The organism is Lactovum miscens (genome assembly GCF_014202895.1).
Classification (GTDB): Bacteria; Bacillota; Bacilli; order Lactobacillales; family Streptococcaceae; genus Lactovum; species Lactovum miscens.
In genome coordinates, this window is record NZ_JACHHV010000003.1 from 1 (window position 1) to 12,983 (window position 12,983).

Here is a 12,983-nt window from a genome sequence, read left to right on the forward strand (position 1 = left end):
TGAGACTTGGATGAATTGTTATCCAAGAAAAATGTTCAAGTATCAGACACCATTTCAGATGTATCGGGGTGGCTAAATTAAATTTGCAATTTGCCGTTCAGAATAAGCTTTATCTTAATCCTTAGTTGGATTTGTTTAACAACGAGATTGGTAAGTGTCAAATAATTGGCTGTAAATCTTCAAAACTGAATTTTTGTTTATATTTTAAAGCCCATCCTGAGCTTGTGAGGGCCAAGATGCGCTTGGTAAAGTGAAGTGTAATCCCATTTCATCACCTTCTTGAGCTCTGAGGTTGGCTTCTGGTAAGCCCTAAAAAGGTGGTGCCAGTCATAAGCAGGCACTTCAATTTCAGGAAGGAAGTCATAATCAGTATAGGTGTTAAAGTTTTGATTCCGACGTGCGCTGAGCAACTTAACCATCGCCTGAGCGCCCGCTTTACGCCAACGTCGCCCTTGTTTCTTCGTCCGATAAGTATAGAGACGGTGGTGACTTTCACAAGTCCCAAGGATCGCCTCACAATCTTTGAGAAGGGAACGTTGTTTGAAAGGCTTGAGTGAGTGCCAATTACGCTGAATATAGGCTTGAAGTAAGTGCAGGTTCTCAAGCTCTTCTGGTGTTTCACACAAGCTCTCAATCGTCTCATAAAAAGGAACCAAGCTTTCAGAAGCGTAAGCGTACAGTGCCTGTTGAAAGTCCTTCACCAATTCGGGCACAAACTTCAGGCGTTCCTTGATCTTCTTGTTCACGTGATAACGGTCCACAAAGTGCTCATGGCACAATGCTTCGCCACACAAGCTGTCAAAGTCGCTCTTCTGATAGCCGGAACCTTCGTCTGAGTTGCTCACAATTAGGGTCTCATGCAAGTCATAGGTCTGACCCAAATAATTTTCGAGCGCTTCAAAAGCCTTCTCTCGGTCCAAATCAATGAACTCTTGGTAGTGGCGAAGCTCCGTCCGCTGTTTCCCACTTTTTGACGCCCTTCACAGACTTGAAGACGGTGAAGATAAAAGTTCCCTCCGCCTTGTTTTCCCACGGAGAATGCATCGCCTTCCAGATACAAAACTTTGACTTGTCGTGTCCCTGAGGTTGGGGCATTCGCTAAGGCATTGCTTTGATTGCGGTCAATCTCTTGCCCTATTTGCTTAGCCAATTGTTGGAGCTGTGGATGGCTAATCGTGAGGGGAGAAACCAAATTAATGAGCTCTGACACTTTCCTAAATACACCCCGTGTACTCGCTTGCGCAAAGACATTCTGAACGTACTTAGATTGACGTTGTTTCGGCGCTAAGCCGAGCAGGTGATCCACGGGATAAAACACTTCTCCAGCTTTAACATACGAGCGACGACGAAAGGTGACTGTCCCGAAGAGGAAACTCACCGTTCGACTGCGACGTTTAGCGATTTGATAGCCCTTCTCTCTCATGGGACCGACCAACTGAGTATCCAACATTTCCAGGGCTTGACCTATCAAATCACTCACCAAGTGTTCTAAAAAATGATTCAAGATACTTTCACGTTCTAAAATACCCGCTTTATTTGTCAAAATCTCCGTTATCTGTGATAAAATCGAGTCCATAAGAACCTTTCTAAGTTGTTTTCGCAAACTCAATTTTAAAGGTTCTTTTTCTTTTTGTCCTTTTTCTGAAATCAAAAAGCGATGGCTCTTTTGAGCTACCGCCAATTATTTTACACTTATGAACGTCAGTTGATTGAGCGTTGGCACAACAAGGAGAAGCTAAGTAATCGTCGAATCGCTCAGCGCTTAAATAAAGCGCCTCAAACAATAAACAATGAACTTCATAAAGGGGAAGTGCACTTAAAAATAAAGACAAAGTACTCTGCAACTCACGCACAAGAATGCCACAGAGCCAATAAGAGTCACTGTGGCCGACATTCTAAGCTCACGTCGGCCCTCAATAAAACCATTCGTGCGGGTGTCAGAGATAAAAAATCATTAGAAGTCATTCTTCAAGAGCTGACAGGTGTTTGTCTTCGTACCCTCTATCACTGGGTAGACAAAGGCTGGCTGGATGTAAAATATCATAATTTACTTTATCCGCATTATAAGAAAGTAAAGAAGCTCCATAAAACACCCCCTAAGCGTCCCTATGGCTTGTCCATTGACCAACGTCCAGAGGGAATTAACCAACGTGAAGCATTCGGCCATTGGGAAATCGATACGGTGCTTTTGACCAAAGAAAAAAATGACTGCCTTTTGACGCTCACAGAGCGCCAAACACGTTTTGAAATCATCCGTCTGATTCCAGATAAGTCTGCCCAATCTGTCAATACGGCACTCTTAGCACTTCAAAAGGAAACTCAGTTCGAATCCCTCACGTCGGATAATGGCCGTGAATTCGCCCGTTTACATGAAGCGGTGCCTTGTCCGGTTTACTATTGTCATGCCTATGCCAGCTTTGAACGTGGAAGCAATGAGAATCATAACCGCATGATCAGACGTTTCTTACCCAAAGGAACAAAACAAACAACAGCTCAGGCTGTTGCCAAGATTGAGACTTGGATGGCTCGTTATCCAAGAAAAATGTTCAAGTATCAGACACCACTTCAGATGTATAGGGGTGGCTAAATTAAATTTGCAATTTGCCAAATCGATCTAGTTATTAATTTGAGTAACTTGTTTCTAAAAGTAATTTTCAAGCGTTGGAAAGCGCTTTTTCTGATAAAATTATATGGCATACTAAGTATTGAGTAAACGCAAAATAAATATGAACATGTGTGAACATAAAAGGAGATTCTAATGGAACATAGAGTATTAAAAGGTTTCCCAGCTGACTTCCTTTGGGGAAGTGCCTCAGCCGCTTACCAAATTGAGGGTGCGCCTTTTGAAGACGGGAAAAAGGCTAGTGTTTGGGATAATTTTGTCCGCATTCCTGGAAAAACTTTCAAAGGTACAAATGGAGATGTCGCCGTCGATCACTACCATCGATATAAAGAAGACGTAGCTTTGATGAAAGAACTCGGACTAAAGAGCTACCGCTTTTCAGTGGCTTGGTCACGTATTTTCCCTGATGGAAAAGGTAAAGTGAATGAACCCGGGCTTAAATTCTACTCAGATTTGATTGATGAACTTATCGCCAATAATATCGAACCAGTAGTGACTATCTATCACTGGGATTTACCACAAGCTTTGGAAGATGAATACCATGGCTGGGAGTCACGTCAAATCATTCCTGACTTTGTCAACTACGCGGAGACTTTATTCAATGCCTTCAAGGGACGAGTTAAATATTGGATATCGTTGAATGAGCAAAATGTCTTTACTCAACATGGTTGGGTTCTTGCGACGCATCCACCCGGAAAGAAAGACATGAAACTTTTTTATCAAGTTAACCACCATGCGAACTTGGTCAATGCAGCTGTCATTAACAAATTTCATGAATTGAACATCCCTGGAGAAATTGGTCCATCATTTGCTTACACACCAAACTATTCAATTGATAGCAATCCTAAGAATGTTTTGGCTGCTGAGAATGCTGAAGAGATCTTTGCGAACTTCTGGATGGATGTTTATTGCCAAGGCGTATACCCAATAGTTGCCCTTACCTACCTAAAAGAAAATAATCTTATGTTTGACATGGAAGAAGGCGATGAAGAGTTGTTGAAGTCAGCTCATCCTAACTTCCTAGGAATTAACTATTACCAATCCTCTGCTAATGCATGGAATCCAATCAATGGTGGTGTTCAGATTGGTGAAATGAATACAACGGGTGTCAAAGGTTCAGGTGGCGAACAAGGAATTCCGGGTGTTTATAAGAAAGTTTCAAATCCAGCTGTTGATCGTACCAACTGGGATTGGGAAATTGATCCAATGGGTATACGTATTGCTTTGCGCCGTATCACTAGTCGATACCGTATTCCTGTCATGATTACTGAAAATGGTTTGGGTGAATACGATAAGCCTGAAGAGAGTCAAGTCCACGACGATTACCGTATCGCCTACTTGTCGAGCCACGTAAAATCTATCCAAGAAGCTATTTCTGATGGTGCTTCAGTCATTGGTTATCATACTTGGAGCTATACTGACTTACTTTCATGGCTTAATGGTTACCAGAAACGTTATGGTTTCATTTATGTAGATCAGGATGAAACAATGGAAGGTTCATTGAAACGCATTCCAAAAGATAGCTACTACTGGTATCAAAATGTCATCAAAACAAATGGTCAAGAGCTTTAATCACTTTTAAAATATAAAAAGAAAGGGAAGTTAAATGAAGTGACACCCAAAAGTCCAACTTTTAGGGGTCACTTCATTTAACTTCCCTTTTCTTTCGAGAGATTTACTTATTTATTAAATTTTCGGATGTTGGTCATAAAGAGAGGGATGAAGAGAATCAACCAAACAATGATCATAATACTCACCCCTGTTATCCCACCAAAAACTGAGCGACCAAAATAATCAGCAAAGCTAGCACCAATAGGTCTTGTCAGGATATAGGCGATCCAAAAGCTGATAACTTCAATCAGTGTATCGTCCTTAACCCTCCCAAAATGTCGGAAAGCTAAGACGGCAAGAAAAATTATTAATAAAATCATTCCGCTGGTCAAATTTCCGAGTCCGAGCCCCCCAAGAGACGGACTGTCACCCAAATAATCACCTAAAGTTGTTCCCATGATAAAGGAGAGTGAGACGGAAATCCAGTACATTAACTCCGCTTTTCCGCTGTAAATCTGGTGAATTGAAATTGACCCAGCCACTTTTTTCATTAACACAAGTGATAGAAGCATTAGCACAAACCAGAAAATCGTCATTACAAGGAGGGGGATACCCAGGACAATGCGAACAGCATCTGAAATGAAGGTACCAAAGACAGCCAGCAGTGCTACTGTCAACCAATAAGGAGCCGGTTTATATTTTTTTGTAGCTAGCTGAAGCCACAAGAAGCAAAAAAATAAAATAGCTGACCAAATCATTGTAAAGAGAGCGCCAATAATTTGATTTGAAGAGATAGCCTTAACTGAAAAGTCAGAGATGGACTCCCCAAGGCCTGTAGAAATGAGTTTTGTCATCCAAAAAAGTATTGCAATTTGAGGCACCTTTGATGAACGGTAGTTTGCCTGCCAAAGTTGTTTGATTTTGTTCATAACTTTGAAAGTATATGCTGCGAAGCTTAAAATTATCAGAAAAATTTGTTTTCATTATTTATTTCAACACAAAAGAAATTCTGTTGCTAGTGTATAATGAAATCATGAAGAAAAAAGTACTGGTTGTGGTAGGCCCAACTGCTGTGGGGAAGTCGGCTTTAGCGGTGAGACTGGCGCATGAGTTTAAGGGCGAAATTATTTCAGGAGATTCTCAGCAAATTTATCGTGGTTTAAATATTGGTACTGCAAAGGTAACTAGCGATGAGATGGGTGGGATTTCTCATCATTTGATTAATATCCGAGACTTAAATGAAAACTTTTCGGCTCATGACTTCGTTTTGTCTGCGATGACTGCCATTGAGGATATTATATCACGCGAGAAATTACCTATTATTGTTGGAGGAACTGGCCTATATATTCAAGCGCTTACTGAGGGATATCATCTTGGGGGGGAGAAAAATCATGAATCAATGATGAAACTACGTCAAAGATTGAAGTTTTATTCAGACAACGAACTAAAATTGGCTTTGAATCCTGAAAATCAAATTCAGCAGTTCAATCGTCGACGAGCTATCCGAGCAATTGAATTACAAGAGTTTGGGAAAGGAGAAAATTATGAAGTCCCGTACGATTTTGGATATATTGGACTTGAGTCCGAACGTGCGATTCTTTATGACCGAATTAATAAACGCGTAGATCGGATGCTTGAGGTTGGGATTCTTGACGAGGCAAAAAAACTTTTTGAAGGTTACCAACAAGTTCAGGCATCAAAAGCAATAGGTTATAAAGAGTTTTTCCCATATTTTAAGGGAGAGATTTCTCTTGAAGAGGCTGTGGAAAAATTGAAACAGGACTCTCGGCGATACGCTAAACGTCAGTTGACTTGGTTTAAAAATCGGATGGATGTGAAATTCTTTGATGTTTTTGAGCTGGACTTCCTTGAAAATGTTATAATGTGTATAAGCGAATTCCTTAGAAATAGAGAGGACGACTGAAATTTAGAAAGACTTATTTATACTATGGTTGAAAATAATATTGATTATATTGCGTTGGCAACAAAATATGGCGGTTATATGGAAACAGACAGGGTTTATCTGGAAAATCGTTTGTCAACAATGAGCGAAGCACAGAAAATGCGGTTACTATTACCACCCCCTTCTGTGATTAACGCATACTTTACTGAACTCTACCAAAAACGTAATCCTCAGGAAGCCACCTCATATTTCTTTGGTATGTCTCAAGCTTTTGGTATGTTTTTTCAAAAGCCTGCTTTTGGCATAGAAGGTCTCTCTCATTATGAGCTTTTCCGTTTTATTCGCTTAAATATTGATGGAAAAGCCTATGGCTTCAGCTACATCAATGAACAAGAGGAAGCTATCATTTTTAGTGAACTTCCTGAAAAAGCGAATCAAAAGTTTATGTTAAACCTTTCTCAAATCTTCCCACAGTATGTCATTTTTGAGTTAAATGATGAAATTCATATGAAACCAAAGAAGTTTGAACGTTTCGTCAACCAACGTGATTTGACAACAATTACGTCTGCTGCTGAAAATGAAACCTATATTAAGTTCTACGGATACAATATTGATGAATTAATTGAGCAAGGTGGGAACAGTTTTAGCATAGAAACACTTATGCAGTATGATCCAGCTCTAAAACAGTTTATCATTTATCAAAACAAAGGAGTAGCTAAGCCAAAAGTAAGACCGAAAATTAGTACTAGGTCAAAAAGTATCACCTCTCCAGTTTCTAGGAAAGGAACAAACGCTATCAAACAAGAAATTAATCCAGTTGATAGTCCAACTTCAACGGCAATTCCAAATGATTCATCACTAGTAAAATCTCCGGAATTCAAATTGCCTGAAGAAACTACTCTCTTTTAAGCTTTATCGCTTTTCTGAAGAAAAGCAAGAAAGGTTGTTATTATGGTTTACGCTCTCATTGTTCCTTTGGTGATTTTATTGGTCATTGTAATCGTTGTTATTGCTTCAATTTCTTCCCTTTTGTTTGCGGTCAAGCAACAAACCGTTGCAGTTGTAGAACGCTTTGGTAAGTTTAAAACTTTAGCTCAAGCAGGTATACATGCAAAACTTCCTTGGGGTATTGATCGTATTGCTGCCCGAATTCAACTCCGACTAATTCAATCAGATATCCTCGTTGAAATGAAAACCAGTGATAATGTTTTCGTTAACATGAATGTTTCAACACAATATCGCGTAAATGAGCAAAATATTAAGGATGCCTACTACAAACTGACAAACCCTGTTGAACAGATCAAATCATATATCGAAGATGCTCTCCGTTCTGCAGTTCCAAAACTTACCTTGGATGCACTCTTTGCCAAAAATGACGAGGTAGCTTTAGAAGTTCAAAAGCAAGTAGCTGAAGAAATGGGTAGTTATGGTTATATTATCGTAAAAACTCTAATTACTAAAATAGAACCAAATTCGGAAGTTAAGCAGTCTATGAACGAAATAAACGCGGCTCAACGTAAGCAAGATGCAGCGCAAATGTTAGCAAATGCTAACAAGATTCAAGTTGTTACTGCGGCAGAGGCAGAAGCTGAAAAAGATCGCCTTCATGGTGTCGGATTAGCTCAACAACGTAAAGCTATTGTTGATGGACTTGCTCAACAGATTAACGAGATGAAACAGACAGGTGTAGAACTTTCTGAGGAGTCTATCATGTCGATCCTCTTAATTAACCAGTATCTTGATACTCTGAACCAATTCGCTAGTAAAGGTAACTCAACTATCTTCCTTCCCGCTGGTGCTGAGGGAATTCAAGATTTGAGAACTCAAATGTTGGCTGCTCTTGAAGCAAGTAAAAAGTAACCTTCATGGACATAGAATGACTTAATTCAAAAAATCTGAGGATCATTGATCTTCAGATTTTTTTATATTTCCAGCTGTGACATTAAAGATTTGGAGTTCAGTTGGAAGATTTTTTAAGTGATCAAGAGTTGTTGTGGTCAAGAAAGTTTGAGCTTTTCCGATAGAGGTTTCAAGGAGGTCTATTTGGCGTATATTATCAAGTTCGCTCATGACATCGTCAAGCAAAAGAATGGGATATTCACCTGTCTCCTGAAAAATGAGCTCAATTTCTGCAAGTTTGATAGATAAAATTATGGTTCGTTGTTGACCTTGAGAACCAAAACTTGATGCATCAATGCCATTAACAAAGAATTGGAGATTGTCTCGGTGTGGACCGATGCTGGTCTGACGCCGTATTGCATCATGGGAACGTGCCTTTTTTAGCTCAGAAGCAAAGTCAGATACAACTTTTTTCTCATAAATAAGTTTTAAATCTTCAACCCCATGGCTTAAAGAGTGGTGGATCTCATTTGCTATCTTTTCTAGATTTTCAATAAAATTATTCCTAGTAATCATAATTTTGTTTCCGTAGTCAACAAGTTGTTCATCTAGGACATCAAGGAAAATTGGGTCAATATTACCAAAATTTTCCTTAAGATAAATATTTCTTTGTTTGAGAATTCGATTATAACGTACTGAATCATAAAGGTAAGCCACCTTGATTTGTCCAAGCTCCATGTCAAGAAAACGTCGTCGGATTGCAGGTGCACCCTTAATCAATTCTAGATCTTCGGGGGCAAACATGACCACATTGAGATGACCGATGTAGTCAGCAATTTTTCTTTCACGGAGATGATTGACTTTTGCAAGCCTTCCAGCCTTACTCAACTGAAGTTCAAGAGGTACCCGAGTTCCATTTTTTTCAATCTCACCCTTGATTGACATTGTCTCTGCTCCCCAACGAATCAATTCTGAATCATGGTTGGTTCGATGGCTACGTGTGAGTGCCAAAAAATAAATGCTCTCTAAGATGTTCGTCTTACCTTGAGCATTTTGTCCTAAGAATATATTCAGATTGGGATGAAAACCAAGAAATAGATTATCATAGTTTCTGAAATTTTTTAGCTGAATTTTGTTGAGCTTCATAATATTTAATTTTAATTGTCTTACTTATGAAAAGGAGACCTAGGCTTATTTTTTTTAGCTGAAGGAGAGCTTTTCAGTTTTATTCTATTAGAAGCAGTCTCAAGTTGTGCTTTGATTTTAAAATTATTTTCAAGCTGTTTAATTTCGTTACGTTGCGCAATTTCTTCATCATCTGCTTTAAAAAAATTAATTTGTATATCAAAGTCAGGAAGCTCTAACTGGTCACCTGGGTAGATTTTTTTCCCACGACGGTTTTCAACCTCACCATTGTAAAAAATTCGTCCATCATTTTCAGCCAAGAAATATTTTGCTTGGCCGCCAGTTTGAATGAGACCCAGCTCCTTTAAAGCCTGTCCTAGAGTAATAAAATCTTCATAAATCGTAAGAGTTTCCATGTGATTCATTATAGCATGAAAATGCTATAATGAACCCTATGCCAACTATTTTAACAAGTGCGAATGGACTGAAGATTCAGCTCATTCATGAAACAAAATTTAAAACAGTCAGAATCGTCGTCCGTTTTCGAGAATTAATTAATCAAGAGCATTTAGCTGAACGTGCGCTCTTGTCAAATCTTTTTGAAGTTTCATCTTCTAAGTATGCCACGAGCAGCGACTTTGAGACGGCCCTTGCAATGAATTATGGAACTCGCATGTCATCCAGCGTTTCAAACAAAGGAGTTCAACATTTTTTGACTTTGGCTATGAATGTGGTAGAACCACGTTTTGTTGGGGAAGATACACTAAAGACTGCAGTGGATTTCCTTCAAACAGTGATTTTTGAACCAAAAGTTTCGGGTAATCAATTTGATACTTCAATATTTGAAATTGAAAAAAATAATCTTTTGCATTATTTTGAATCGTTATTGGATGACAATTCTTATCTTGCTGCCAAAGGTTTGAGTGAACTCTATTTTGATAAGAAAGAATTCAGTTTATCCAACATGGGATCAGCTGAGCAACTTAAACAGATTGATGCAAAACATCTGTTTGAATATTATAAAGAAATGATGACCTCAAATGTTATGGATATCTTTGTTCTAGGGAACATTACCGAAGCAGAAGTTGCTGAGCTTTTTTCTAGTTGGCAGTTTAAAGGCAAAAGTGAATTAACTGAAATTTTTTACCAACAACCCGTTAAATTATTTGAAAGCCACAGTATCGAAAAAGAGGCCTTCCAGTCACAACTTTCTCTTGCTTGGAATTTACCAATTCAGTTTGGTGACAAAGATTATATGGCACTACAACTTTTTAATGCTCTTTATGGAAGTCAACCTAATTCTAAATTATTTAGTATCGTTAGGGAAAGGGAAAGTTTAGCTTATGAGATCAGCTCTTATTTTGACAGCTTTATTGGCCAATTCCGTGTTTCTGCTGGAATTGATCCAGCAGATTACGTTAGGGTTAAAGAACTAACTCTACAACTTTTTGAAGCTATGAAGAATGGTGATTTCTCTGACGAGGATATGGCACAATGTAAAGCTCTTCTCAGAAACGCTTTTTTAGCAAGCCAAGATAGTGTAGCTAATTTGGTTGAAGAAGCATTTATTGATCAAATTTTACCTGAACGTAAATTAACCTCTAAAGAATGGCTGTCACAATTAGAAGAGGTTACTAAGGGAGAAGTTCAAGATGTTGCTGAGCGCTTGACTTTACAAGCAGAGTTTCAAGTGAAAGGGGTCGTTCCGAATGATTACTGAAAAATATTATAAAAATATTGATGAAACTCTTTATACGGAAGTATTTAAAAATGGATTAACGGTTTATTATTTACCAAATTCTCAAATTAGTAAGGCATACGGGATTTTCTCAACAAATTTTGGCTCACTTGATATCACATTTGCAGATAAAACTTATCCAGCTGGAATCGCTCATTTTTTGGAACACAAGCTTTTTGAAAAAGAAGAGGGAGATGTCATGTTGAAGTTTGGTTCTCAAGGAGCTCAGACGAATGCTTTTACGAGTTTTGACAGAACCTCCTATCTTTTTTCTGGTACTGAAAATATTAAAGAGAACATTGAACTTTTGATTGACTTTGTCCAGACTCCTTATTTTACAGAGGCTTCTGTGGCTAAAGAACAAGGTATCATTACTCAAGAAATTCAAATGTATCAGGATGATCCCGATTGGCGCCTCTATGCTGGGCTTTTGGCTGCACTATATCCAAAGTCCCCTCTTGCCGAAGATATCGCAGGAACTCCAGAATCAATTGGTCAGATAACGGTAGAGATGCTTTATAAGAATTATGAAACCTTCTATCAGCCCTCAAACATGTGTCTCTTTTTGACAGGGGCATTTGATGTGTTAGAAATTTCAGAATTGCTTCACGAAAATCAAGATCTTAAAAACTTACCAGTTCAAAAAATCGATCGAGAAGAAATGATATTTGCGCCCTCTCAATCATTTTCAGAAATTTCAATGGATGTTTCCGATAATAAGTTAGGGGTTGGTCTTCGTGGAAATAACGGTGTATCATCTGCAGATTACCTAGAATATCGACTTTCAATGCAAATCTTCTTTGCAATGATTTTTGGAAAAACCAGTAAATTTTATGAAAATGCCTACAAAACTGGTCTAATTGATGATTCATTTAACTATGAATTTGAGAGTTCATCGCGCTTTCGTTGTTTTGTGGCAACCCTTGACACAAAAGAGCCGGAAAAGCTCGCAAAAATCTTGCAAGACGAGCTTAAAAAGTATAAAATTAATGCTGATACGAGTGAGGAGAAATTCGATTTGATTCGCCGCCAAATGCTTGGAGATCATATTGCTTCCTTAAACTCACAAGAACACATTGCTAATGAGTTTACAGCGATGACCGAAAGTTCAAGAAAAACTTTTTTTGATAGTTCAGAAGTTTTATCACAGCTTACACTTGAAAAAGTTTTGAAACTTGCAGAAAGTTTTTTGGATAACTCTGAATGTTCTGTATTTTTAATTCGGCCGAAGAAATAGAACCTAACTTCTCTGAATTTTATTGAGATACAAGGATTCTATCTTATTTTTATTAGAAAGGAGGGAAAATGGTGCAGAAAGCTATTGGTGCCCTATTGAAAGAGCGTCGCACCAAGCTTGACTGGAGCCTTGATAAGGCAGAAAAAACTACGTCAATTAAGAAAATTTACATTTCAGCACTTGAAACAGAGAATTTTGCCATTTTTCCAGGTACTTTCTATGTCCGTGCGTACTTGAAACAGTATGCTCAAAAATTAGACTTAGATGTTGAAGCGATTCTTGAGGCATTTGAAAACGATTCTCCTGTTGAAGTAGAAGGCCCATTTGAAGATACTGGCAATTACCGTTTCATTCGACCTGATGAGAGAATCCCGTTGCCAAGTGAGGAAGAGGATGAAGAAAATAAAACTTGGGTTCAGCGATATTTGCCAATGATTGTTCTGGCAACAATTGCAATTATTATTCTTCTTAGTGTTAGCTTAATGGTTTTTCTTAATTTACCAAAGTCAAGCACTGTTACACCTAATGATTATAGTTTACCTTCAAGCAGTTCTACGGTGGCCTCTAAAACAAGCCTGAATCTATCGGCTGATGGTAAAATTTTACAAATATTCACAAATAAGGATACGGTAGATTTACTCTTTGACCTAAATAGTAATGTAGCCATAGCCACAGCCAGTGCCTCTGGAAATGTTACTCAATCAATCACTTTAACTTCTACAGGGCAGAAGTCGGCTGAGTTTTCACTAGAAAAGAAGACAACCACATCAACCTTGACGCTTAGTGAAATCAAATCTATGACCATTACAATTAATGGACAAAAACTTGATATTTCAAAAGTTTCTGTTCCTTCAAACGTGATTAACTTGCAAATCATATATAATGTTAGTGGAACTCAAAGTCAATCAAGTAGTTCAACTTCTCTAAACCAAAGTTCGTCATCATTTAGTAATTGATAAAGGAAGAT

13 protein-coding genes are annotated in these 12,983 nt (G+C 38.3%); 8 read left to right on the top strand and 5 right to left on the bottom strand.

All coding sequences use genetic code 11. The features are described 5' to 3' along the window. Positions 1-197: 197 nt before the first annotated feature. Positions 198-920 (bottom strand): UPF0236 family transposase-like protein, encoded by a 723-nt coding sequence (locus HNQ37_RS08560; RefSeq protein WP_183538525.1) that lies wholly within the window; start codon positions 918-920, stop codon positions 198-200. Further along, on the bottom strand, positions 848-1,681 hold the full coding sequence (locus HNQ37_RS08565; RefSeq protein WP_183538527.1) for a UPF0236 family transposase-like protein: 834 nt from the start codon (positions 1,679-1,681) through the stop codon (positions 848-850). The genes HNQ37_RS08560 and HNQ37_RS08565 overlap by 73 nt, the downstream gene beginning before the upstream one ends. Here HNQ37_RS08565 and HNQ37_RS01250 point away from each other — a divergent pair. Continuing rightward, positions 1,658-2,587 (top strand): IS30 family transposase, encoded by a 930-nt coding sequence (locus HNQ37_RS01250; RefSeq protein ID WP_183538529.1) that lies wholly within the window; start codon positions 1,658-1,660, stop codon positions 2,585-2,587. The two genes, HNQ37_RS08565 and HNQ37_RS01250, sit on opposite strands and share 24 nt — an antisense overlap. Positions 2,588-2,758: 171 nt before the next feature. Beyond that, on the top strand, positions 2,759-4,195 hold the full coding sequence (locus tag HNQ37_RS01255) for a glycoside hydrolase family 1 protein (RefSeq protein WP_183538531.1): 1,437 nt from the start codon (positions 2,759-2,761) through the stop codon (positions 4,193-4,195). 107 nt (positions 4,196-4,302) lie between these two features. On the opposite strand, the gene HNQ37_RS01260 is transcribed toward HNQ37_RS01255, so the two are convergent. Continuing rightward, a complete protein-coding gene (locus tag HNQ37_RS01260) occupies positions 4,303-5,103 on the bottom strand; it encodes a COG4705 family protein (protein ID WP_183538533.1) in 801 nt (266 codons plus the stop codon). Between the two features lie 101 nt (positions 5,104-5,204). Here HNQ37_RS01260 and miaA point away from each other — a divergent pair, with 101 nt between their 5' ends. From miaA to HNQ37_RS01275, 3 genes are read left to right on the top strand one after another with little or no spacing between them, the layout of a single operon-like run. Beyond that, entirely contained in the window at positions 5,205-6,098 is an 894-nt protein-coding gene (gene miaA / locus HNQ37_RS01265; RefSeq protein WP_183538683.1) for a tRNA (adenosine(37)-N6)-dimethylallyltransferase MiaA, read from the top strand. A 24-nt stretch (positions 6,099-6,122) separates the two neighbouring features. Then, positions 6,123-6,986 (top strand): hypothetical protein, encoded by an 864-nt coding sequence (locus HNQ37_RS01270; protein WP_183538535.1) that lies wholly within the window; start codon positions 6,123-6,125, stop codon positions 6,984-6,986. 42 nt (positions 6,987-7,028) lie between these two features. Continuing rightward, positions 7,029-7,937 carry an SPFH domain-containing protein gene (locus HNQ37_RS01275; protein ID WP_183538537.1) on the top strand — a complete coding sequence of 303 codons (909 nt, stop codon included), beginning with the start codon at positions 7,029-7,031 and terminating at the stop codon, positions 7,935-7,937. 42 nt (positions 7,938-7,979) lie between these two features. Here the strand turns inward: HNQ37_RS01275 and recF are convergent, their stop codons facing one another. Both recF and yaaA read right to left on the bottom strand, forming a co-directional pair. Further along, positions 7,980-9,062, bottom strand: coding sequence for a DNA replication/repair protein RecF (gene recF, locus HNQ37_RS01280; protein WP_183538539.1), 1,083 nt, complete (start codon positions 9,060-9,062; stop codon positions 7,980-7,982). Between the two features lie 20 nt (positions 9,063-9,082). Further along, on the bottom strand, positions 9,083-9,457 hold the full coding sequence (gene yaaA, locus HNQ37_RS01285) for a S4 domain-containing protein YaaA (protein ID WP_183538541.1): 375 nt from the start codon (positions 9,455-9,457) through the stop codon (positions 9,083-9,085). 38 nt (positions 9,458-9,495) lie between these two features. Here yaaA and yfmF point away from each other — a divergent pair, with 38 nt between their 5' ends. From yfmF to HNQ37_RS01300, 3 genes are all read left to right on the top strand, one after another. Beyond that, the gene (gene yfmF, locus HNQ37_RS01290; RefSeq protein WP_183538543.1) at positions 9,496-10,761 is read left to right on the top strand and encodes an EF-P 5-aminopentanol modification-associated protein YfmF; all 1,266 of its coding nucleotides are present in this window, start codon (positions 9,496-9,498) and stop codon (positions 10,759-10,761) included. Next, entirely contained in the window at positions 10,751-12,016 is a 1,266-nt protein-coding gene (gene yfmH, locus HNQ37_RS01295) for an EF-P 5-aminopentanol modification-associated protein YfmH (protein WP_221288979.1), read from the top strand. Before yfmF ends, yfmH begins: the two co-directional genes overlap by 11 nt. Before the next feature lie 68 nt (positions 12,017-12,084). Next, positions 12,085-12,972 carry a helix-turn-helix domain-containing protein gene (locus HNQ37_RS01300; protein WP_183538545.1) on the top strand — a complete coding sequence of 296 codons (888 nt, stop codon included), beginning with the start codon at positions 12,085-12,087 and terminating at the stop codon, positions 12,970-12,972. The last annotated feature ends 11 nt before the right edge of the window (positions 12,973-12,983 follow it).

Bases quoted from the DNA above. Each gene is read 5' to 3' on its own strand.
- HNQ37_RS01250 (WP_183538529.1), top strand. From the start codon at position 1,658: ATGGCTCTTTTGAGCTACCGCCAATTATTTTACACTTATGAACGTCAG.
- HNQ37_RS01255 (WP_183538531.1), top strand. From the start codon at position 2,759: ATGGAACATAGAGTATTAAAAGGTTTCCCAGCTGACTTCCTTTGGGGA.
- HNQ37_RS01260 (WP_183538533.1), bottom strand. From the start codon at position 5,103: ATGAACAAAATCAAACAACTTTGGCAGGCAAACTACCGTTCATCAAAG.
- HNQ37_RS01270 (WP_183538535.1), top strand. From the start codon at position 6,123: ATGGTTGAAAATAATATTGATTATATTGCGTTGGCAACAAAATATGGC.
- HNQ37_RS01275 (WP_183538537.1), top strand. From the start codon at position 7,029: ATGGTTTACGCTCTCATTGTTCCTTTGGTGATTTTATTGGTCATTGTA.
- recF (WP_183538539.1), bottom strand. From the start codon at position 9,062: ATGAAGCTCAACAAAATTCAGCTAAAAAATTTCAGAAACTATGATAAT.
- yaaA (WP_183538541.1), bottom strand. From the start codon at position 9,457: ATGGAAACTCTTACGATTTATGAAGATTTTATTACTCTAGGACAGGCT.
- yfmF (WP_183538543.1), top strand. From the start codon at position 9,496: ATGCCAACTATTTTAACAAGTGCGAATGGACTGAAGATTCAGCTCATT.
- yfmH (WP_221288979.1), top strand. From the start codon at position 10,751: ATGATTACTGAAAAATATTATAAAAATATTGATGAAACTCTTTATACG.
- HNQ37_RS01300 (WP_183538545.1), top strand. From the start codon at position 12,085: ATGGTGCAGAAAGCTATTGGTGCCCTATTGAAAGAGCGTCGCACCAAG.